This is a genomic window from Curvivirga aplysinae (assembly GCF_009711445.1).
In the GTDB taxonomy this organism is placed as follows: Bacteria; Pseudomonadota; Alphaproteobacteria; order UBA8366; family Aestuariispiraceae; genus Curvivirga; species Curvivirga aplysinae.
On record NZ_SMMC01000160.1, the window covers coordinates 1 to 22,806 of the forward strand.

The following is a 22,806-nucleotide window of genomic DNA, read 5'->3' on the forward strand; positions in this document are numbered from 1 at the left end:
ATTTTTCAAAACAATTAAAGCATCTAAATATAACGGTAAAGAAAGATAAAACCTGCAACTATTGCCTTTATGGAGCAAAAACAATGAAATTACTCACAAGCGCTTTACTAGCTTCATCATTGATCTTCAGCCTCTCTACACCTGCATCCGCACAAGATGCGACTGCCCGTGCCACAAATGAATATGAATTGAGCCTAGCAGTCGCAACCGCAAGCCGTGCATGGCGTGACGCTTTTAATGCTGGTGATGCAGCTGCGGCTGCTGCCCTTTATGAGGAAGATGCTGTTATGGTCGCGAAACCTTTTGGAACCTTCAAAGGCCGCGAAGCAATTCAAGCTTTCTGGACCAACTTGGTTGAGAAGGGTTTTGACGATGTTATCTATTTTAACACGGTGACAAAAGTGGATCGTGAGTTAACTTCTGCACAAGTGACAGCAGAATGGAAAATGAATAACGCTAAAGGCATCATCACAAATGAACATTGGGTTTTACAACCTGACGGCACCGCCCTATTACGTGAAGATCATTTCGAAGTTACGCAATAAACAAATGATAAAGGCGCTAGATATTCTCTCAAGCGCCTTTTGTTCATTTTAAGACAAATCTAATCCCATTTGCCAAAATCCAACTTCCAATCGGGAGGCATTTCGAAAAATCTTGGCGAGTTCTGCTTCACGATCTTTAGATAAATGATCGCCAGCCAATTCATCTAAGTAAGCAATCATATCATCAACGGCAGCTAAATATTCTTTACCGGAATACATTTCCACCCAATCCGCATAAGGGTTGTTATTTGGCGTTAGTTGTTCGGATGCCAATCGTCTTCCAATTTCGGCATATCCAATCGCACAAGGCGCCAGTGCCACATAAAGTTCCAACAGACCACCGGACATGCCACATTCCATCACATAACGGGTATAAGCCATATTCGCAGTGGATTCTTCCAGATCATCCAATTCATCTTCATGAATGCCCCATTCAGCGCAGTATTTTAGATGAAGCCCCAATTCCATATCGACAATGGCAGAGACGCCATCTTGTGCACGCTTAATATCAGACAGTTTGGTACTTTTATAAGCAGCTAAAGCATGACAACGAGCAAAGTGGATCAGAAAGATATAATCCTGCTTCAAGTAATGTTGAAAACATTCTTTTGGTAAACTGCCCTTACCAAGCTGTTCCACAAAATCATGATGCGTGTAAGCTGCCCAGTCGTCAGGACAGCTTTCTTTTAGGCGTTGGAACAATCCCATGATTTATTTCTCCGCAAAAATATCAACAGCATATGTTTCAAGGGCAGGTGTTTCTTTAATCATACCATTTTCAATCATAAATTCAGCAAAGCGTGTATAGCGGCCATGATCCAACGCAGCTGGACGCAAGGCAAAACGCGGCATTGTATCAATCCATGCACGACGATTTAATTCATTATCCAGCGCTTTATCCGTTGCAATGAACATATCCAACGATTTCGCATTATTGTTCAGCATGTAATTGGTCGCATCCTGTAGCGCCAGCATGAACCTCACCAGCTTCTCTTCACCAACACGATCAGATTTAGCAACTAAGATCAATTCGTCATATGCAGGCACACCTTCGTCTTCCACATAGAAAGCACGCCCTGGACGTTTTTCAATATCCATCTGATTTAATTCAAAGTTACGAAAGGCACCAATAACCGCATCAACTTGCCCCGCAAAAAGAGAGGGAGACAAAGAGAAATTCACATTGATCAACTCAATATCTTTCAACGTCAATCCATGCTGACCCAACATAGCAGAAAGCATTGTATCTTCGAACCCACCAACGGAGAAACCAACCTTACGCCCTTTTAAATCAGCGATAGATTTAATCGGGCTATCTTCCAAAACGACCAAGGAGTTTAATGGTGTTGCCACGAGCGTACCAATACGAACAAGCGGCAAACCTTCCGCCACTTGTACATGTAATTGTGGTTGATAAGAAACGGCCAAATCAGCTTGTCCTGCCGCAACCAGTTTAGGAGGTAGAGAAGGATCAGATGGCGCAATCAACTCAACATCCAGACCGTATTTTTTAAAGAAACCTGCTTCTTTCGCGATGACCAAGGTTGCATGATCCGGGTTCACAAACCAATCTAACAATACGGTTACTTTATCTGCAGCTATCGCAGATCCAGATAGAAAAACAGCAAAGCTTGCTGCGAGGAAAGCACGAAGTTTTAATTTCATTGTTTTATCCTTAAACCTTATGAGGATGATGCCAGCGTGTTAATCTGGCGAGAGATTTATCAATTACGTAATAAAAAAGAACCGCAAAAACGGCGATGACGAAAAGCGCTGCAAACATCAAATCCACCTGCATGCGCGCATTTGCATGAAGCATTAAGAAACCAAGTCCTTTTGAGGAACCTACCCATTCCCCGACAATGGCACCAATCGGGGCTACTGCCGCAGCAACACGCATACCCGTAGCCAGTTTTGGTAAAGCTGCCGGAATTTGAATATGGTATAAAATAGCGACTTTCTTACCGCCCATTACTTTCGCTATATCCAACCAATCTTTGGCCGTTTGCTGCAACCCGTCATAAAATGCAGATGTCACAGGGAAATAGATAATCAAGGTGGCCATCGCGACCTTTGATGCCAGACCATATCCCAACCAAAGAACCAAAATTGGTGCTAACGCAAATACTGGAATAGCTTGAGATATAACTAAAGCCGGCATAAGCCACTGTCGCAAAGGTTTAAACCAGATCAGTAGCATAGCACTGAGGCATCCCAAAATCGTTCCCAAAAGCATGCCCATTATGATTTCGAAAAAAGTGATAAAGCTATGTTCTAAAATAAGCTCAGCATTATCTTTCAATGCAAAAAGAACCATTATCGGCCCAGGTAAAATATAGCTTGGCACTGATGAAAAACTTACAACGGCTTGCCAGATGACGCACAATCCGATCGGAATTAAAGCAAAACGAAAGGTCTTATTCATGTTTAAACCCTTTCGGCTTTTGACAATACTCCCATTAGATCAGGATAGAGTTCATCTACTTCCTGATCCCCAACCTGCCGAGGTGCATTTGTAACAAGTCGTATATCGGGTAAAAGTTTCGCCGGGCGACCTTCCAAAACATAGATCACATCACCAAGCCGCAAAGCCTCTAGCGGGTCATGCGTCACAAGCAAGACGGTGCGCCCTTTTAGTAGGTCATATGTTAAGGCTTGTAACTCATGACGTGTAACAGCATCCAGCGCAGAAAAAGGCTCATCCATCAAGATCGTAGCACGATCTTCCATCAAGGTCCTTGCCAAAACAACGCGTTGCTGCATGCCACCAGAAAGTTGAGCGGGTTTATGATCTATATACTGACCTAGACCAACTCTATTCAAAAGATCACGCGCGCGTTTCTCATCACGTTTCTCACCGCGTAGAATACTGCCCAGTTGCACATTTTCCAAAACAGATAACCACGGCATCAAAAAGGCTTTTTGTCCCATATAGGCGACATCAGAATGGCCTGTATCAAAATCAACGTTACCTTCGATCAACCAATCATCGTCAAGACCAGCAATCGCGCGTAACAAACTGCTTTTCCCCACCCCACTTTGCCCCAACAAGCAAGACCATTTTCCTGCTTGCAAGGTTAAAGAAGATAGGTTCAGAATTTCCGTTTCCTGATATCTCAAACGGAAATTACTTAACCTGATATTTGGGGCAATCTTTGTCATTACGCAACTGTTTTTAACGAGCTAAACCGAAAGGCGTGCGACTAACGTTTGCCCAATCATCTGCATTGGCCAGCGCCTTACGATATGACTCCATCACTTTAGACGCCATAGGATCATTAGCTGCAAATTCATCTGTAATGTTTTGACTGGCTTCGCGTGCCTTAGTCATTACTTCTTTGGGGAATTGGCGTAATTCAACACCATGTTCTTCTGTCAAATTCCGAAGTGCAATAGCATTTTCCCAATCAGATTCAGCCAACGCGAAAGAGTTCTCCGCTTCACAAGCACTTGCTACAATCGCCTTTAAATCCGCGGGAAGTTTTGAAAGAGCTTCTTGATTAACCAAACATTCCGCAGAACCATTTGGCTTATTGAAAGTTGGCCAATAGTAATATGGCGCAGCCTTATAAAAACCAAAACCGCGGTCACTCCAAGGTCCTAAAAATTCAACGGCATCCACAATCCCACTTTGCAAACCCGGGAAAATATCTGAAGGCGGCAAGAATACGGGTGTTGCCCCTAACTCTTTAAAGATAGCACCACCTAACCCAACAGCTCGAATTTTCACCCCTACCAGATCATCAAGGGAATTGATTTCTTTTTTGAACCATCCCCCCATTTGCATACCTGTATTGCCAGCCATGAAAGGTTTGATGCCAAATTGTGCATATGTTTTATCCCATAACGCTTGACCACCGCCGTGATAAATCCAAGCCATATGTTCCAACGCAGTTAAGCCAAATGGCATGGTTGTGAAAAATACGGCTGCTTTAGTTTTTCCATGCCAAAACAGAGACGCCGTATGTGCCATTTCTGCTGTACCTGCGCTTACCGCGTCAAACACTTCCAATCCTGGTACCAATTCACCTGCGGCATAAAGCTTAACCGTTAAGCGACCTCCAGACATTTTGGTAATACGATCCGCCAACCGTTGGGCAGTAATTCCTACCCCCGGGGAATTCTTGGGCCAACTTGTCACCATTTTCCATTCAATTTTTTCAGATGCTATGGCAGGAGCAGAAAGAGAAGAAGAAGCAGCCGCAACTGGTGCGGCGGTTGCAAGCGTCTTCAGAAAATTACGACGTGTCGATAATTTATTTGTCATGTGTAAATCTCTTTATAATAATTATTATTTAGACCAAAATTGATGAAAATGATGAACAGGCCCATGCCCATGCCCAACAGTTAACTGGTCAGCCGATTGGATCGCTTTTGCGAGATATTGATGTGCTTGAGATACGGCATCCGTCAAATCCAACCCCTGCGCTAAAAAAGCAGAGATTGATGCTGATAAAGTGCAGCCTGTGCCATGAGTGTTACCTGTATGAACACGTCTAGAATGAAGTTTTTGTACTTCTCCGTTGGAATGCATTAACAAATCAACGCACTCCTCACCTGTTAAATGTCCACCTTTCATCAAGACAGCATTCGCACCCAACTCCATCAACGCAGAGCCGCATTTTTTCATACTTTCAGGATCAACTGGGGCTTCTTGACCAAGTAACACACCCGCTTCCGGTAAATTGGGGGTCATTAATGTTGCCAATGGCACAAGATGTTTTCTTAATGCTTCTATTGCGTTGTCTTGCAACAATTTATCGCCACTTTTAGCGACCATAACAGGATCAAGAACAACGGGAATATGCGATGCTTTTGCCTTCAATCGATCTGCAACAACTTCAATTACATCAACTTGGGACAGCATACCAATTTTAATGGCATCTACCTTCAGATCATCAAGAACAGTATCTATCTGGCACGCAATGAAGTCGGCGGGGACATCCTGAATGGCCCGCACTTCAGTAGTATTTTGTGCTGTTAATGCTGTGATAACAGAGGCCCCATAAGCACCTAAAGCAGACATGGCTTTCAAATCAGCCTGTATACCAGCCCCACCACCACTATCAGATCCAGCAATGGTTAAGCCAATGGCGGTTTTTATCGTCATACTGCTATTCCTTTTTCAAAGAAGGGATCAATTTTTTGTCTTAACCGTTGAGTAGCTGTTTTGGGATCAACTTGGCCACAAATAGCCGAGACAACAGCCAAGCCGTTTACACCTGTTGCGGCAATCGCGTCACAATTGCTTTCATCAATGCCGGCAATCGCTGTGGTTGGAAGGTCCCCATAAGCCCGAGAAACTTTAAGCATCTCTAATAACCCATTCACACCAAGCGGGGCATCGGGGTTAACCTTACTTTCAGTAGGACATACGCCACCGATTCCCAAATAATCTAGCGACTCAATTGGTGCAGTTTTGATATGAGATTCATTTTTTACAGTAAGGCCGATAATCGCGTTTTTCCCCAGTAATATACGTGCTTGCTGGACCCCCTCATCACTTTGCCCCAAATGTACACCATCTGCCTCAGCTTGCTTGGCTACATCGGGACGATCATTTACTAAAACTGGAACCTGAAACTCTTTGGCTACGTTCATCAATGAAACAACATTCTGAACTTGTGTGTCTGTATCACTATATTTATCACGATACTGAATAAGTGTAATACCGCCTTCCAAGGCCTGTCTCACAACTTCCAATATAGTATAATGTGCGCAGTTTTCTGGTCCGATAACCAAATACAAACGTGGATCAAAACTCTTACCCATTGATAGAATCCCTTTTATAAAAACTGTAAAGTTGATCTAAAAATACTGTTTGGAAACTAGCTGGACCTGCAGACTCAAGAGCTGCAAGTTCGCCAGCCTTAGCGATCATATCAAGTGCGGCACAAACAGCTTCAAACCGCTTTTCGCCTACTCCTAAATAGGCAGCAATTACTGCTGTACCAGCACAACCAAGCCCGGTCACATGAGCCATCAATTCATGCCCTCCCTTTATTGGCGCATATAGCGTTTCCCGATTTGTATCTAAGGCAAAAACCTCGTCGACTTCGCCCGTGATGGCAATCACAGCATCTGTCATTTCCAACAACTCACCGATAGGTATATTTAATGCGGTAATTTCTAGTGAATTTGCACGTATCAAAGCTGGCTTTAAAGACAGAAGCTCTTTTGCAAAAGCAAGACGTTTAGGCGCACGGTTAATGAGTACAGGATCAAGTATCCATGGGATATTTTGCTCATTCGCAGCTTCAACAGCTCTTAGAATGGCCTCTTTGCGGCTGGCATCCAGTGTCCCTAAATTCACTAATAGGGAATGTGCACTCGACGTAAAATCAGTCACTTCATCCGGATCAATCGTCATACTTGGCGTAGCCCCAACAGCGAGCAACGCATTTGCTGTTAAATTCTGCACAACAGAATTGGTCAGACAATGCACTTTCGGCGATTCTAATTTGATTTGCGTCAGCAAATATTCCAGTTCTTTTTCAAACAAATTCAGGCTCCGCCATTATCGAAAGACAGGCGGTGAGAATAAAATCAGACTGGACATGAAATATGTATTTTTGCTGACTCAATCCCTACGCCGGTCTTAACCAGATCAGGTTCTACGGGTCAGCATCCTTTGATACCTCTCAGCCTTTTCACCAAGGCACCCCGTTGAGATAGATCTGGATAATAATCTTTCTTATTTTTTTTTCAACAAATAAAAACGGCTACTGGTAGGGGAACCAGTAGCCGTCAAATACGATCTTTGGTTGATCGTTATGAGTTTGACAAATGGATCAATATCAAACTCTTCTTCAGGAGCGAGGTTCTGCTGAGGGGGATAAGAACCTCTTATGAGAGGGGAAGTCTCAATAAACTAGATATTGGAGGTCCTCTTCGTTTTTCCAAGAGTTGAAATAAGGCAATTTCAAGGCATTTATATTTATGTATATTTCACAAAAAGAAAGGTCGCTGGTATATAAACACCAACGACCTTGATTGCATATAGGTGATCTTTAGGACCACAAGAGTTTGTATGGATCGAAATCAAACTCTTTTCAGGGTGAGGTTCTGCTGAGGGGAATTAGAACCTCTTATGAGAGGGGAAATCTCAATGACTTGTATATTGGTATTGAAACATGGCTTTCCAAGGTCTCAATTAAGGCAATTCCAAGGCATATCCCCCTTTGTTCCTTGACAATGGTATTGGTTAATAATAATCACTCGCATTATATAAAGTTGTGATGTATCTTATTTTCCAGAGATGGTAGACTTGTTAAAAATCACTGATATGAAAGACATTTTGCAAATTATACGCAATAATAAATTGATATCTTTCTCAATATTTCTCGCTATTTCATGCGGATTTCTAGTTTCGATTATCGCCTATCATAGCATCCAAAAACAATTCCTCAAAGAAGACCAAGCTTCCTTTATTCGTGACGCAGAATTTTATCTAAAAACTGTTGAGAAAAGATTTCATACAGCCGAAAGCTTCATTGAATCTATTGATCGTTTGATCCAGATGGCGCCTAATTTATCCCGTAAGGATTTTGCACGCTTTAACAATCCTGAAGATTTATATGAATTAGGAATTCAAGCTGTTGCTTGGTCACCTGTTATAAAACACTCTGATCGCGCCTCATTTGTTCAGCAAATTCGGGAAACAGGTCTCTTTGACTTTGACATTCGCGACCCTGGTGAAAATTACAATCCATCTGCAGCAGTTAGATTTAAATATGCTCCAATCGTATATGTTGAACCGGTCCATCACAGTGGTCATATTCAAGGACTTGATTTATTTGCCCAAGCAAAAAAAGATAAGGAACTAAACATCGCAATTGATAAGGGACATTTGATGATGTCCGATATCAAACCTCTAACGATCAACGATACAGCAGAATACGGTTTTTGGTTGCATATGCCAGTATATGTTGCGCTTTCTAACTACCCCGATATTCAAGAAAGGCGACAGAAACTTGCTGGGTTCGCATCCGTTGCAATCTTAACAAATGATATCTTGCCCCCTCCTTTACTTAATTCAGATACCGGGTTTGGTTTTCAGGTAACGATTGATCAAGGTGTATATATGCAAACCTTTTCAACACACCCTGTTGAGAGAATGCGCTTGCGTGAAGATATGATGTGGCAAACCATCGTAGATTTTGCACAAAACCAAGTTATTTTTTCTTTCCAAAGAACCGAAGCAAAGGGCATATCTGGGCGGGATTTTTTAGCATCTGTTGTATTTTTAATTGGTTTAACCGCAACCCTCCTTTTAACCAGCTATCTCATTACCAGCTTGATCCGAACGCGTCGTATTGAAAAGCAAATTCAAAATCGCACCAAAGACTTAAAAATTAGCAATAAGATGCTACAAGATGAAATCATACGTCGGGAAAAAGCAACAACAGAACAAAATCGTGCAGAATTAAGATATCAGCGTATCTTTGAAAATGCTGTGGAAGGTATTTTCGCAATGGGCGCAAATGGTGACATCCTAAATGCCAACCCATCTTTTGCCGAAATATTTGGCTTCAAAGATATCAATGAACTTAAGTCAAAAGCGTCGAACTTTAACAGTTTGCTGCACGCAACGGATCGACGTAGGTTACGATCCATCCTGTTACGGGAAAAAAATCTGGTAAATATGGAATGCCGGGCTGTTAACCAAAAAGGTAACCTTATCTTCCTGTCAGTTAATGCCACATATGTGACTGAAGATGAAGATGTTATTATCGAAGGCAGCGTTGTTGACATTACCAACCGTAAACTTACTGAAGCAAAATTGAACGACTTCGCCTATCTAGATGCACTCACCAATTGCCTAAACCGACGTGCTTTTAACGAGATGTTAGAAAACAGATTTGAGAAAGCACAAAGATATAAAGACTGGGCCTTTGCGTTACTATTTATCGATCTTGATCATTTTAAGATGATTAATGATACTCAAGGCCATGATGTAGGTGATATTGTTATTCAAGAAGTTGCGAAGAGATTACGAAATGCTATTCGCGAATCTGCGTCTATTGCTCGACTGGGCGGAGATGAGTTTGCGATACTGTTTAATAACATCAAGACATCCGAACAGATTCATGAAATCTCAGAACGTATTTTAAAACAACTCGCCATGCCATTTGAGACAAAAGAACGTCCATTTCTTACATCTGGTAGTGTCGGCATTGCCTTGGCCCATGGGACTGATGTTAAGGATCCTGCCCAATTGATGCGCAATGCGGATCTTGCCATGTATCAGGCCAAAAAAGCTGGGCGTAATCAAAGCATTATCTATAGCGAGGATTTTCATCTTGAAGCAGACGAAAAATTAAAACTTCAAAATGCATTGCGCAAAGCCGTAACGGCAAATGAATTGGATATGGTTTATCAACCGGTGATTAATATGAAATCAGGGGAATTAATTGCAACAGAAGCACTCTTACGCTGGTTTAATCCCACTTTTGGTCAAGTATCACCGGATCAATTCATTCCAATAGCCGAGCAAATAGGTTTGATTTCTGAGATCGGTGCTTGGGGTATTGATCGTATTTTATCCGACATGAAAAAGATAAAACGACATGACAAACTCGCTCATATTCGAATGAATATTAACCTATCTCCAATACAATTATGCCAACCAGAATTTTGCGATTTTCTAATTTCAAAATGTGAAGAACATGACATACAACGTAGCAGTATTGCATTAGAGTTAACCGAAACGGCAATGGTGGCGGAACATATAAATATCGACCATTATTTATCCGTTTTGTCAGAGGCAGGTTTTAGAGTATTGGTTGATGATTTCGGAACAGGTTATGCCTCCCTTAATCAACTGACAGTGACAAAATGGGATGGCATCAAAATTGATCGGAATTTTGTTGAAGGCCTAGAAATTGACGATAATAAATTTGCGATTACCTGTGCCGTTTTAAGTATGGCAGAAACGATTGGGTATGAAGTCACGGCAGAAGGAATCGAAACCGAAGGACAACGTGATCTCCTGATCAATATGGGATGTCATATTGGACAAGGTTACCTATTTGGCAAACCAATGTCTGTTAATCAGATCATAGAAAATGCAGAAAACGATTTTGAATATACCAAACCAAAACTCGCGCCTCTATTCAGGAAAAACATGTAAATTCTGCATCTTTTCAAAATAAAAAAGCCGCATCAAGCGGCTTTTCCTTTAACTATCGAATAATTGTTAATCATAACTTCGTTGATCATCAATCACCTTGCCATCATTTGGCAAGCCTCCAACTTCAACAAACTCGATCACACCACGCAATTTGATTTCTGTGCGTATTGCATTCTCCAAAGTCGCTTTCAAATCATCAGATTCTGCGGATGTTTCCACTTTCACCGTCATTACATCTGCATTATCAACCAGCGTGATTTCAAGACGCATCTTGGTAACGTCATCATGAGCTTTCACCACACGATCCACTTGCGCAGGATCAACGAACATGCCTTTGACTTTTGTACGTTGATCCGCACGGCCCATCCATCCTTTGATACGTGTATTCGTGCGTCCTGTTGGGCAATGACCTTCCAGAACCGCAGACATATCCCCTGTCCCGAAACGGATCAGCGGATAATCTGTATTAGTGAGCATGGTAACAATAATTTCACCGACTTCCCCATCTGCAACAGGTTCTCCCGTGCCCGGACGCACAATTTCAAGGATCACATTCTCATCAACGACCATGCCTTCTTTGGCTGATGTTTCATATGATACCAATCCTAAATCCGCAGTCCCAAAACATTGAACAACTTCAATACCACGCGATTCATATTCTTCACGCATTGAAGGGAAAAGTGGCCCGCCAGATACCAGAGCTTTCTTAAGAGATGATACATCCGCCCCTAATTCAACAGCCTTATCTAAAATAACTTTTAAGAAATCAGGTGTTCCGACATAAGCGGAAATACCAAAATGTTGAATCGCTGCGACCTGAGCATCCGTTTGCCCAACCCCACCCGGATACACAGCACATCCAACTGCCTTAGCCGCAGTTTCAAACATATGGCCTGCAGGTGTGTGATGATAAGAAAAACAATTTAGTACGATATCCCCTTTACGCAAACCTGCAGCATAGGCAGCACGTCCCATACGCCACCAATCATCCGCATGTCCTTCTGGATCAGCAATCGGTCCAGGTGACATAAAAACACGCAGCAAATCACTTGGGGCCGTTGCATTCAAACCACCGAAAGGCGGATTATCTTGCTGGGCCTGAAGTAAATCTGACTTACGAGTTAAAGGTAGTGAAGCAAGGTCAGACAAGCTGTTAAAATTGTCGACATCTATATCAGCGAGCGCCTTGGCATAATGCGCAGAGTTCACCTTTGCATGGGCGAGTTGCTTTTTCAATAAAGTAAGTTGATCTGCTTCACGTTTAGCTTCATCGCGTGTTTCCAAAGCATCAAAAAATTCCGTCATATCTTAACTTTCACCCCAATTTTAAAAACAATAGATATTAAACTATCAAACACAGAGACAAAATAGGAGGCCGAAGCCTCCCAAAGTTTGCACAATTTATAACCAACGTTTACGGCGTTTATAATGTTTCACTTCACGGAAGTTCTTTCGACCTTCCTTCACCATACCGAGATAGAATTCTTTTACGTCTTCGTTATTGCGAAGCTCTTCGGCTTCACCATCCATAACCACGCGACCACCTTCAAGGATATATCCATAATGGGCATACCGAAGGGCCACATTGGTATTTTGCTCTGCCAATAAGAAGGTCACGCCTTCATCTTCATTTAGCTTTTTCACAATCGCAAAGATTTGCTCTACCAATTGTGGCGCCAAGCCCATAGATGGTTCATCTAATAAAATCAGCTCTGGTTTCGCCATCATTGCGCGCCCAATAGCAACCATTTGCTGTTCGCCACCAGATGTATAACCAGCTTGCGATTTACGACGTTCCCAAAGACGTGGGAAATAGTCATATACCATTTGAAGATCACGTTTGATCTCTGCCCCGTTCCCACGGGTATAAGCACCAGAAAGCAAGTTTTCTTCAACGGTTAAATGTTCAAAACAATGTCGACCTTCCATTACCTGAACCACACCGGATTTCACCAAATCATTTGCAGTTTTGTCATGAACAGCCTCACCGTTCAGTTCGATACTACCTTTGGTAACGTCTCCACGTTCAGCGCGTAGAAGATTTGAAATAGATTTCAATGTTGTTGATTTACCGGCACCGTTAGCACCAAGCAGGGCAACAATCTTACCCTTAGGGACTTCAAGAGAGACCCCCTTCAAAACCAGAATTACATGATCATAAATGACTTCGATATTATTCACCTGCAATAGAGGGGTTGTCATTGATCTCTCCTTTAGTCGTTTTGCCAATGAGGCAATCTTCAGTCTAGTATTTCGACATGCTTGGCCCTACCGAGGAGGGCCAAGCATATGCCGAACTTGATTAGCTACAGCTGCGAGGAGTAATACCTTGCTCTTTTGCATAAGCCGCAGCATCAGACTCAATCAATGGACGAGTCATCGCTGTGTCAGCTGGAATCCAATCTGTAACGATTTTAAATTCGGAACCAGTCCATTCTTGGATCAAAACCGCAGGGTTTTGACCTTCATGGTTGGCACAAGTTACTTTTACTGGCGGCAACAAACCTGTCATGCCCATAGCTTTCACATCAGCAGCATCTAGGTCCAACTGTTCCATCGCTTTTTGCATGTCTTCACCAGAAATATCCGCTTTACCAGACATTTCCTGAGCTAGTTTGATTGTCTCATGAATATAGGCCGCATTCACAACAGCACGGTTATACAATACTGTACCAGCTTTGGAGCCATCACCAGATGCTTTACCTGCGTCATAAACATATTTTTTCATGTCGTCATATAGTGGGTAATCCATGCCAACACCGTTAAAGGTCGCAGCACGATATCCTTTTGCACGCTCACCTGTTGGTGTGGCCACTTCTTCACCAGCAGACCACCAGTTACCGATAAATTTGCTCATATCGTAACGGATATTTGTCGCTTCTTTAACAGCTGTTTCACGCATCGCGCCCCACCCCCACATTACAATGTAATCAGGTTTAGTTTTGCGAATTTGCAACCAGATAGATTTCTGTTCTGTCATGGAAGCTGGCGCTACTGGATATTTGTCATATGTAAAGCCGTATTTTTCTACCAATTTGTCCAAGGTTGGGATTGGTTCTTTACCATAAGGATGGTCAAGATAGATATACGCAACACGTTTGCCTTTGAGCTGATCCATACCACCGAGCTCACCCCCCATGAAGTTGAAGATCGCTGTTGCTTGGTTCCAATATGTAGATGGGAAGTTAAAGACATATGGGAATACGGTACCATCAGCCGCAGTTGTACGACCATAGCCCATTGTTAACAAAGGAATCTTATCCGCTGTCATTTTCTCAATCAGCGCATAAGCGATACCTGTGGAATATGGACCATATACCAAAGCGCCTTCTTTTGTACGGTCATAACATTCTACACCACGGTCTGTTTTGTAGCCTGTTTCACATTCTTCAACTTTAACTTTCAAGCCGCCAATGCCGCCGTCACGTTCGTTGATCATGGTGAAATAGTCAGCAAAACCATCTGCCAAAGGGATACCGCCAGATGCATAAGGACCTGTACGATATACCAAGGATGGGACATTCAGTTCAGCCGCATTCGCCGCGAAAGACGCGATACTCATAGCCGCTGCACCAGCCAACATACCAAGAGCTTTTAATTTCATAATTTATAGCCTCCAGTTACATTCTTATTGTTCAAGTTCTAAGTTTACTTCATGTCCAAGGTTACTTCTTTAAAAGACGATCCTCAGATCAATTGAATTGCTGGGTATTCTAACCCAATTTTTATCAGGTGACCTCCCCCTTAATAAGGGAAAGGCCATCTGCGTAATTTTTCCTTTGCGATCTGCCATAAACGTGCAAGACCATGCGGTTCAACGATCAGGAAGAATACAATTAACGCCCCAAAGATCATGATCTCCATATGAGAAATCACATCAGACGTTAAGTTCAACCCAATCCATTGTGGCGCATTATTTAAGAAAATTGGCAACAACACGATGAAGGCTGCGCCTAAGAAAGATCCAAGAATACTACCCAATCCACCAATGATCACCATAAACAATATCTGGAAAGAACGGTTAATATCATAGGCCCCCGGTTCTACAGTATTAATGAAGCAGAAAGCCCATAATGCACCTGCAACGCCACAATAGAAGCTGGAAATCGCAAATGCACTTAACTTTGCTTTTAGCGGGTCAATACCAATGATTTCAGCCGCAATATCCATATCACGGATCGCCATCCAACCGCGGCCCATTTTACAGCGTGCCAAATTACGTGCTGCTAGACCTAAGATGATAGCAAAGCCTAGTACAAATAAATAACGCGCTTCGGTTGTGGCTTCCGCACCAGAGATCAACACACCAAAGAATTCCATTGGTGGGATCGAAGGTACGCCAGAGATGGAATAGTTCACAAACCAATCTACATGTGTAAATAGCCACAATAAGAAGAATTGCGCTGCCAAGGTGGTCACAGCCAAATAGAAGCCTTTAATGCGCAAACTTGGCAAACCAAATAAAACACCTGCGAAAGCCGCACTTAAACCACCGATAATTATAGCAACAGGGGCTCCTAAAAATGCGAGGTTTGTTGCAACCTTATAAGCCATATAGGCCCCAGTTGCCATAAAGGCGCCTGTTCCAAGGGATAGCTGTCCCGCATAACCTGTTAGAATATTCAGACCTAATGCAGCAATGGAAAGAACCAATACCGGGATCAACAGAGACCCTAACCAGTAATCATTTCCAATCATCGGTACAACAATGACACCAAAGGCGATTAAGCCAATAACGAAATAACGGTCAAGTTTGATAGACAGGATGCTCTGATCAGCCGCATAACTTGTCTTAAAATCACCTGCTTCACGATAAAACATGGTTCATTAAACCCTTTCGATAATTTTTTCGCCAAACAGGCCTTGTGGACGGAAGAAAAGGAAAATCAGTGCTAATACATAAGCAAACCATTCCTCAATCGCGCCACCATAGGCAGCGCCCCAGAATACTTCCGCAACTTTTTCACCCGCACCAATGATCAACCCGCCAATAATCGCACCCGGAATGGATGTGAAACCGCCAAGGATCAATACTGGTAAAGCTTTCAATGCAATTGTAGAGAGAGAGAATTGAACCCAGAACTTTGATCCCCACATAATACCAGCAACCAGTGCAACCAAACCCGCAACGGCCCAAACGACAATCCAGATATGATTCAATGGAATACCAACAGACAATGCTGCCTGATGATCATCCGCCACCGCACGCAAAGCACGTCCAGTACGCGTATATTGGAAGAACAAGCTTAAGGCGATCACCAAAGACCCGGCAACTGCGGCTGCAAATACTTCGGATTGTTGAATCAAAATATCACCTACAAACCAGACATCATCCGGCAAACCGATATTCAACGGGCGTACATCACCGCCCCAAATCATTTCCCCTAAACCTTCAAGGAAATAAGCAATACCAATGGTCGCCATAAAGAGAATGATATGTTCCTGATTTACAAGATTTCGAAGAACGACACGTTCAATCGCAAATGCCAAGGCCACCATAATTAAAATGGTTGCGATCAAGGCCACCACAATCGGCAAGCCAGCGTCAATCAATCCGACAAAGTTCAAAGCGGCAAATAACACCATCACGCCTTGAGCAAAATTGAAAACACCAGATGCTTTAAAGATCAATACGAAGCCAAGTGCTACCAGCGAGTACATAATGCCAGACATGAGGCCACCAAGGACCACCTCTGCCAAGAATTCCGGTGCTGTCCACATCTCAACGAAGGGAGTAACAAAGATCGAATACAAAAATTCCATAATACCTACTCCTTAGTGAGACACGCCAAGATAAGCATCAATCACATCTTGATTACTGCTTACTTCGTCTGGGCTGCCATCTGCCAATTTACGACCATAATCCAAAACAACCACGCGGTCAGATAAATCCATCACGACCCCCATATCATGTTCAATCAGGGCAATGGTGGTTCCAAACTGTTCATTCACATCAATAATATAACGGGACATATCTTCTTTTTCTTCAAGGTTCATCCCCGCCATCGGCTCATCAAGAAGAAGCAATTCCGGCTCCATCGCCAAGGCACGTGCTAACTCAACACGCTTTTGCAAACCATAGGGTAAACGCCCAACTGGCGTTTTACGAATGGCTTCAATTTCAAGGAAGTCGATGATTTCTTCTACCTTTTCACGATGTTCCAACTCTTCACGTTTCGCACGGCCAATATAAAGTGCCTGCTCGATAAAGCTTGAATGCATCTTCAGATAACGACCTGTCATGATATTGTCCAAAGTAGACATACCTTTAAACAAAGCAATATTCTGGAAAGTACGTGCAATACCACTTTTGGCAGCTAACGCCGGACGCATAGGCGTGTAATCTTTACCTTTAAAGCGAACATGACCAACTTGTGGCTGATAAAAGCCGTTAATCACATTCAGCATAGAAGATTTACCAGCGCCATTGGGGCCAATAATAGAACGAATTTCACCTTTATTGATGTTGAAACTGATATCTGTAAGGGCTTTTACACCACCGAAACTTAGATCGATGTTATTTACAGAAAGTAGCTCTTCACCAATACGGCTATTTGTATTTGTTTCTGTCATTTTTACTCTTTCACCCCTTCTTATTCTGCAGCTGCAGCCATGGCAGTTGCATTAAAAGGGAATGTATCCGCATCCATGATCTGAACATCCGCAGAGATAGATCCTTTACGCCCATCCTCATAGGTTACTTCAGTCTCAATATGACAAGATGTTTTGTCTGAATATAAGGCATCGATAAGTGGCTCATAACGTTCTGCCACAAATTTACGACGCACTTTGGAGGTACGCGTCAATTCGCCATCATCCGCATCCAGCGCCTTATGAAGCACCAAGAAGCGTTTGATTTGAGAACCGGCAACACGTTCTTCAGTTGCCAAAGAACGGTTCACGGCTTCCACATGTTCCTTCATGATCTTATAAACTTCAGGATGCGCGGCCAGTTCTTGATAGGAAGCATAAGCAATGTTGTTACGTTCCGCCCAGTTACCGACAGCTTCCAAATCAAAGTTAATGAAGGCCGCGCAATAATCGCGGTCATGACCAAAGGCCACAGCCTCTTTAATATTCGGGAAGAATTTCAGTTTATTTTCAATATATTTCGGCGCCATCATGGTACCGTCATTAAGCTTACCGACATCCTTTGCACGGTCGATAATCTTGATATGACCATCTTCATCAAAGAAACCAGCATCACCAGTATGTACCCAGCCATCAGCTTGTTTGGTTTCTGCTGTGGATTCAGGGTTTTTATAATATTCCATGAAAGTACCCGGACCGCGATACATAATCTCGCCATTGTCTTCTACTTTTACTTCCACATCTGGCGCAGGGACACCAACGGTATCCGCTTTAATTTCCCCATTTGGTTGGATCGCAACAAATACGGAAGCTTCCGTCATACCATAAAGCTGTTTTAGATTGATGCCTAAGGAACGATAGAATTCAAAAATCTCAGGACCGATCGCTTCACCCGCGGTATAGCCAAGGCGAATCCGGCTTAAACCCAACGCATTTTTCAATGGTGCATATACCAGAGTATTTCCGATCGCATATTTGATGCGATCAAGCAGTCCAACTGACTTCCCATCAAGAATATCAACACCTGTCTTACGTGCATGATCCATAAAGTAATGGAACATCTTACGCTTAATCTTGGAGGCATCTTCCATACGGATCATAACCGTTGTCAATGTGCTTTCGAAAATACGAGGAGGCGCAAAGTAATATGTTGGCCCCAACTCCCAAAGATCATTCAGAACTGTATCTGTGCTTTCAGGACAAGACACACAAAAACCAGCGACCAAAGACTGAGCATAAGAGAAAATATGATCTCCGACCCAAGCCATTGGTAAATATGCCAAAACTTCATCAGTTTCATTAAGGCCTTCCAGATCAACCGCATTACGCGCAGTAATCAGAATATTGTTGTGACTTAACACAACACCTTTTGGCTTACCTGTTGTACCGGATGTATAAAGCATGATTGAGGCTTTTTCAGCCTTGGTCGCGTCAATCATTCGATCCGCCCAAGCCAAATCCTTCTTAACAACCTGCTTACCTGCATCAACCACATTCACATAATCATGCAGATTGTCTTCGTCATAATCACGAAGCCCGCGCGGGTCATCAAAGATAATTTGCTTCAAAGTCGGCACATTTTCTTGCACAGAGAGGATTTTATCGGTTTGCTCCTGATCCTCTGTCACCACGAAAGTAACTTCCGCATTATCCAAAATATATTGAAGTTCTTCAGCAACACCGTCTGCATATACTGGAACCGGAATTGCGCCTAGAAATTGAGCTGCTGCCATCGTCCAATAAAGACGCGGACGGTTAGAACCTACGATACCAATATGGTCCCCTGCTTTAAGCCCAAGCTTATCAAGTCCAGCTGCGTAAGCTTTTACTTCTTCATATACTTCGGCCCAAGTCCAACTTTGCCAAATACCGTGGTCTTTTTCACGGATAGCCGGGCGTTTTGCACGCATCTCCGCGTTATGCCGCAGCAACTTTGGAAATGTATCGAGCTTATTCGTCTCAGTCATACTTCTCCGCATGCCTCTCTGTTCAATTGGTCAAATCCAAATTCAGGAAGCGATAGGCTTGAAGTAGCTACAGGTTCTTTAAAAAGGGTCTTTCGGGCGCACCTATCCCCTCATTTTTGAAGGGATTTTCTCACGGGGTAAACCAAGTATTATTTTGCCCCCACCACATCGTTTCCTGATAATTTTATCTTTGGAAAACGAACCTTTTAATTAAACGCAATCTACTTTCACCTACAAATAACTGTCTGATTGTTCAGATCTTTTTGATTTGTAAGCTATGCCTCCCTATAGTGTGGTCCACGCAAATAGGCCACCCTATTTTATTCTTCACAAATGCTACAACCTTATTAAACCCACGCCAAGAAAATATTACAAAATTTCCGACTTTTTATTATTTTTTGATATTAGTTGCACCATACGCTTGCGTACGGTAATAACTTATGCACAATAAGGGTGTCAATACGCAACCGTATGGAAAATGAATTTTGATAGAAAATAACTCAAAAAAAGCTGCCCGCAAAAAAGCGACCCCCAAGAAATCGTCGGCAAAAAAAACGCGCAGTAAAACAGCTACAACCAAGCGTACGCCTAAGCTTGGTAGGCAGGAATGGATCGAAGCAGCTTTCCGTACTTTGGTAGAAAGTGGCGTTACCTCAATTCATGTAGAAACTTTAGCAAAAAGACTCGGCGTCACCAAAGGAAGCTTCTATTGGCATTTTAAAGATCGAACAGAATTACTAGAAGCTGTCCTTGAAAAGTGGAAAGAACAATTTGTTATTGCCCGCGTTGAAACAATGGGCGGTGATACAGACGCACAGCTTTTAAACCTTTTAAACATCGTCCCACGTCAAAAAGGGTCTTATCAAAGAGGTGGCTCCATGGAATTGGCCATGCGTAGCTGGGCACGTACAGACAATGACGCGATGAGCGCCGTTGTAAACGTAGACCGGACACGCGTAGATTTTGTTGAAAGCCTGCTAGAACCTCGTGGACACAATGGCATCGAAAAAGAAGCTCGTGCCTTTTTGATTTATTCCTATTTGATGTGTCAGGGTATTTTTAGCTTTGATCGTGACGATGATATACTAGATCGCATTCATCATAAAGTCTTAGATTTCTTGTTACAGCCTCCGATGCAAGAGGATGAGGATTAAACCTTCATGTCTTTAGAGAGTGTTTCTATTCAAGACGAAATCATCACACTTAAAAATGGCGTAAACATTGCGATTCGCTGGTACTTACCAAACACATGGAACGACGCAAGTAGTAAGGAAGATATTGTCTTACTACATGAGGCACTTGGCTGTATTGGAATGTGGCGTGACTTCCCCCATAAACTTGCATATGCGACAGGCCGACGCGTTATGGCCTATGATCGTGAGGGATATGGAGGCTCATCACCGCTTAGACAGGAGCGCAATCCAGATTACCTGCATCAATATGGGCAAGAAGAATGCCCGGAAGTATTGGAAAAAGCGGGCATAACGAACCCTATTTTATTTGGACATTCTGATGGTGGCAGCATCGCGTTGCTATATGCAGCCAAGTTCAACCCAAAAGCAATCATCACTGAAGCAGGCCATGTTTTCGTTGAAGACATAACCGTAAAAGGTATTGCCGAAGCTAAATTTGTTTGGGCTCATACGGATTTAGAGAAACGGCTCGCAAAATATCATGGCGAGAAAACAGCGACTTTATTTGATGCTTGGGCGGTTACTTGGCTCTCTTACGACTTCATGCGATGGAACATAGAAGAAGAAATACAATCCATAACTTGCCCCACCCTCATCCTTCAGGGAGCGGAAGATGAATACGGGTCCGAAAAACAAGTAGAATCTATTTTGACACATATAACAGGCCCAACAAAGGCTTGCATGATACCTAATTGCAGACATATCCCTCATCTTCAGCAACAAGAAGAAGTTCTAAATCAATGCGTAACCTTCTTAAAGAGCCTGTAAATATTAGCTGAACGGCAATAATTGTATATCCAACAGTATATTTAGATACTAGTTCTTCGCCTTCACTTCCTTAATCTTAATTTTGAATTTGCCGCTCCTATCTTTGACAGGTCGGCCTAAAGGCGTACTAAAGTCAACATCCGCTATCCCGCATGAAACCGCAAAACATGCTAAAGAAACACTTTTTGGAATCTCAACCTGCTTACCTTTACGCTCGCCTTTCTCATAATACTGAACAGTACGAAGCTTAACACCTAACTTTTTGGCGGCTTTTGTTTGATTAAAACCCAACTCTTTTCGCCATAATTTGAATTCTTCCGGAGACATCTATATTTTTCTCAAATTTATTTACGCAATTTGTGCACATTTATTATGTACATATTGCATATACCTTGTTAAGTTGCAAGTATGAGAGTCGGAACTATACCATTAATCAAAGATAGTCGTGGCATCCAAGTCTGCTTGGTATCCACCACAAAAGACCCAAGCCTATTCACATTCCCGAAAGGGGGGATAGAAGAAGGTGAGGAATATTTTGACACTGCTCTTCGCGAGTTACGTGAAGAAGCAGGCATGCGCGGGAAACCCATCTTAAACAAACGTGCCGTTCTTGTTGAAAGCGATTTAGCCCCTGAAAAAGATACATTATACTTTTTCATTAAGGTCAATAAAATCGACAAGAATTGGCCAGAAAAATACAGACGCAAACGCATACAAGTCTATCTGGATGACTTAGATAAAGTACCGCTGAACGATAAAGCCCAAAACATATTGATGCAAATGCGTCAAATGGGCTTACCTGAAACAGGTAAGAAACTAAAACCCAAGAAGAATCTAAAAAAATTCTTAAAAAGCTTCATGCCCAAATTAAGTCAGAATCAAACCATTCGCCTGTAAAATTAGATGTCACCTTTTTGAGAAGGAAAACGCCCCTCTGACTGGGCGCACCTTTTATTGAAACTCGATTTTACATCAAAGACGTGCAGTTAACATCCGAAACCCCTTATTAAGGTCACCTCGAAACTTCTGTCCTTTATTCTCAGGGGAAGTTACATCAAGGACAGATAAACTATAATGATTGCCCTTCAATTGCGCTCGAAGCGCCTCCAAATAACTATGATAAGTCTCCTCATCGTCTTCCAATCCTTCACGAATTGCAGCAATTCGACTTAGACCAGCCTGTGGGTTATCCTTCACTTCTTGAATATCCCACTTCGCCATACCGGATTGATCACGATATTTCTTCATCGTTGTCAGACTTTTATTAATTTGCCCTTGTTGCGCATCATCCAATCCCTCCACCTTAAAGAGTTTATCTTTCCTAGTGGCCGCCTTTTCACGATGTTGCTTAAATCTTTCACGCTTCAGCTGCAACTCACGTTCGCGCTTACGACGCGCCAATTCTTCGGGCGAAGGCCCTCTCATACGTTGAGTATCATAGCCCCCTTCACTCCCCAACCCAGCCACTTCTCCTCGTCCTTTAGGTGGACCAAAATCGCCCTTAGTGGAACCAATACCTCCACCACCTTTTGCTGTTTCCGGTGCCGTCATACAATTACTCCTTTATGATAATCATCTACAAGTTCAGCAGTATATATAATCTCGCCACA

At 42.7% G+C, this 22,806-nt stretch carries 22 protein-coding genes and 1 riboswitch; of the genes, 5 read left to right on the forward strand and 17 right to left on the reverse strand.

Translation table 11 applies throughout. From position 1 onward, the window contains the following. A partial coding sequence (locus tag E1160_RS06825) for an SgcJ/EcaC family oxidoreductase (RefSeq protein WP_218048758.1) occupies positions 1-545 on the forward strand: 545 nt, incomplete at its 5' end. A 48-nt stretch (positions 546-593) separates the two neighbouring features. Here E1160_RS06825 and tenA read toward each other — a convergent pair. The 8 genes from tenA to E1160_RS06865 are packed head-to-tail and all read right to left on the reverse strand — an operon-like array spanning position 594 to position 7,047. After that, the gene (gene tenA, locus E1160_RS06830) at positions 594-1,253 is read right to left on the reverse strand and encodes a thiaminase II (protein WP_155154294.1); all 660 of its coding nucleotides are present in this window, start codon (positions 1,251-1,253) and stop codon (positions 594-596) included. A 3-nt stretch (positions 1,254-1,256) separates the two neighbouring features. Next, entirely contained in the window at positions 1,257-2,210 is a 954-nt protein-coding gene (locus E1160_RS06835; RefSeq protein WP_155154296.1) for an ABC transporter substrate-binding protein, read from the reverse strand. 10 nt (positions 2,211-2,220) lie between these two features. Further along, positions 2,221-2,970, reverse strand: coding sequence for an ABC transporter permease (locus E1160_RS06840; protein WP_155154298.1), 750 nt, complete (start codon positions 2,968-2,970; stop codon positions 2,221-2,223). 2 nt (positions 2,971-2,972) lie between these two features. Further along, entirely contained in the window at positions 2,973-3,707 is a 735-nt protein-coding gene (locus E1160_RS06845) for an ABC transporter ATP-binding protein (RefSeq protein WP_155154300.1), read from the reverse strand. Positions 3,708-3,720: 13 nt separating this feature from the next. Further along, positions 3,721-4,812 carry a TRAP transporter substrate-binding protein gene (locus tag E1160_RS06850; protein ID WP_155154302.1) on the reverse strand — a complete coding sequence of 364 codons (1,092 nt, stop codon included), beginning with the start codon at positions 4,810-4,812 and terminating at the stop codon, positions 3,721-3,723. 24 nt (positions 4,813-4,836) lie between these two features. Beyond that, a complete protein-coding gene (gene thiD, locus E1160_RS06855) occupies positions 4,837-5,655 on the reverse strand; it encodes a bifunctional hydroxymethylpyrimidine kinase/phosphomethylpyrimidine kinase (protein WP_155154304.1) in 819 nt (272 codons plus the stop codon). After that, positions 5,652-6,317, reverse strand: a complete 666-nt coding sequence (gene thiE / locus E1160_RS06860) for a thiamine phosphate synthase (protein ID WP_155154306.1) — start codon at positions 6,315-6,317, stop codon at positions 5,652-5,654. Before thiE ends, thiD begins: the two co-directional genes overlap by 4 nt. Further along, entirely contained in the window at positions 6,310-7,047 is a 738-nt protein-coding gene (locus tag E1160_RS06865) for a hydroxyethylthiazole kinase (RefSeq protein WP_155154308.1), read from the reverse strand. The genes thiE and E1160_RS06865 overlap by 8 nt, the downstream gene beginning before the upstream one ends. 65 nt (positions 7,048-7,112) lie before the next feature. Continuing rightward, a riboswitch (TPP riboswitch) is annotated at positions 7,113-7,221 on the reverse strand. A gap of 591 nt (positions 7,222-7,812) precedes the next feature. Between E1160_RS06865 and E1160_RS06870 the strand changes: the two genes are divergently transcribed. Beyond that, positions 7,813-10,677 carry a bifunctional diguanylate cyclase/phosphodiesterase gene (locus tag E1160_RS06870; protein WP_218048759.1) on the forward strand — a complete coding sequence of 955 codons (2,865 nt, stop codon included), beginning with the start codon at positions 7,813-7,815 and terminating at the stop codon, positions 10,675-10,677. A gap of 66 nt (positions 10,678-10,743) precedes the next feature. Here the strand turns inward: E1160_RS06870 and E1160_RS06875 are convergent, their stop codons facing one another. The 7 genes from E1160_RS06875 to E1160_RS06905 form a co-directional block, all read right to left on the reverse strand. After that, positions 10,744-11,982 (reverse strand): phenylacetate--CoA ligase family protein, encoded by a 1,239-nt coding sequence (locus E1160_RS06875; RefSeq protein WP_155154312.1) that lies wholly within the window; start codon positions 11,980-11,982, stop codon positions 10,744-10,746. A gap of 96 nt (positions 11,983-12,078) precedes the next feature. Continuing rightward, positions 12,079-12,879 (reverse strand): ABC transporter ATP-binding protein, encoded by an 801-nt coding sequence (locus E1160_RS06880; protein WP_155154314.1) that lies wholly within the window; start codon positions 12,877-12,879, stop codon positions 12,079-12,081. 100 nt (positions 12,880-12,979) lie between these two features. Beyond that, the gene (locus tag E1160_RS06885; RefSeq protein WP_155154316.1) at positions 12,980-14,281 is read right to left on the reverse strand and encodes an ABC transporter substrate-binding protein; all 1,302 of its coding nucleotides are present in this window, start codon (positions 14,279-14,281) and stop codon (positions 12,980-12,982) included. 140 nt (positions 14,282-14,421) lie between these two features. Then, positions 14,422-15,498 carry a branched-chain amino acid ABC transporter permease gene (locus E1160_RS06890; protein ID WP_155154318.1) on the reverse strand — a complete coding sequence of 359 codons (1,077 nt, stop codon included), beginning with the start codon at positions 15,496-15,498 and terminating at the stop codon, positions 14,422-14,424. Between the two features lie 6 nt (positions 15,499-15,504). Next, the gene (locus E1160_RS06895; RefSeq protein WP_155154320.1) at positions 15,505-16,440 is read right to left on the reverse strand and encodes a branched-chain amino acid ABC transporter permease; all 936 of its coding nucleotides are present in this window, start codon (positions 16,438-16,440) and stop codon (positions 15,505-15,507) included. Between the two features lie 12 nt (positions 16,441-16,452). Next, positions 16,453-17,250 (reverse strand): ABC transporter ATP-binding protein, encoded by a 798-nt coding sequence (locus E1160_RS06900; RefSeq protein ID WP_155154322.1) that lies wholly within the window; start codon positions 17,248-17,250, stop codon positions 16,453-16,455. 20 nt (positions 17,251-17,270) lie between these two features. Next, positions 17,271-19,235 (reverse strand): AMP-dependent synthetase/ligase, encoded by a 1,965-nt coding sequence (locus E1160_RS06905; RefSeq protein WP_155154324.1) that lies wholly within the window; start codon positions 19,233-19,235, stop codon positions 17,271-17,273. Positions 19,236-19,720: 485 nt separating this feature from the next. On the opposite strand from E1160_RS06905, the gene E1160_RS06910 reads away from it, so the two are divergent. Beyond that, positions 19,721-20,389 (forward strand): TetR/AcrR family transcriptional regulator, encoded by a 669-nt coding sequence (locus E1160_RS06910; RefSeq protein ID WP_155154326.1) that lies wholly within the window; start codon positions 19,721-19,723, stop codon positions 20,387-20,389. 6 nt (positions 20,390-20,395) lie between these two features. Beyond that, positions 20,396-21,196, forward strand: a complete 801-nt coding sequence (locus E1160_RS06915; protein ID WP_155154328.1) for an alpha/beta fold hydrolase — start codon at positions 20,396-20,398, stop codon at positions 21,194-21,196. Between the two features lie 48 nt (positions 21,197-21,244). Here E1160_RS06915 and E1160_RS06920 read toward each other — a convergent pair whose 3' ends face one another. Then, a complete protein-coding gene (locus E1160_RS06920; protein WP_155154330.1) occupies positions 21,245-21,523 on the reverse strand; it encodes a helix-turn-helix domain-containing protein in 279 nt (92 codons plus the stop codon). Between the two features lie 81 nt (positions 21,524-21,604). Between E1160_RS06920 and E1160_RS06925 the strand changes: the two genes are divergently transcribed. Next, on the forward strand, positions 21,605-22,093 hold the full coding sequence (locus E1160_RS06925; protein ID WP_155154332.1) for an NUDIX domain-containing protein: 489 nt from the start codon (positions 21,605-21,607) through the stop codon (positions 22,091-22,093). A gap of 75 nt (positions 22,094-22,168) precedes the next feature. Here the strand turns inward: E1160_RS06925 and E1160_RS06930 are convergent, their stop codons facing one another. Next, on the reverse strand, positions 22,169-22,747 hold the full coding sequence (locus tag E1160_RS06930) for a hypothetical protein (protein WP_155154334.1): 579 nt from the start codon (positions 22,745-22,747) through the stop codon (positions 22,169-22,171). Positions 22,748-22,806: the final 59 nt, after the last annotated feature.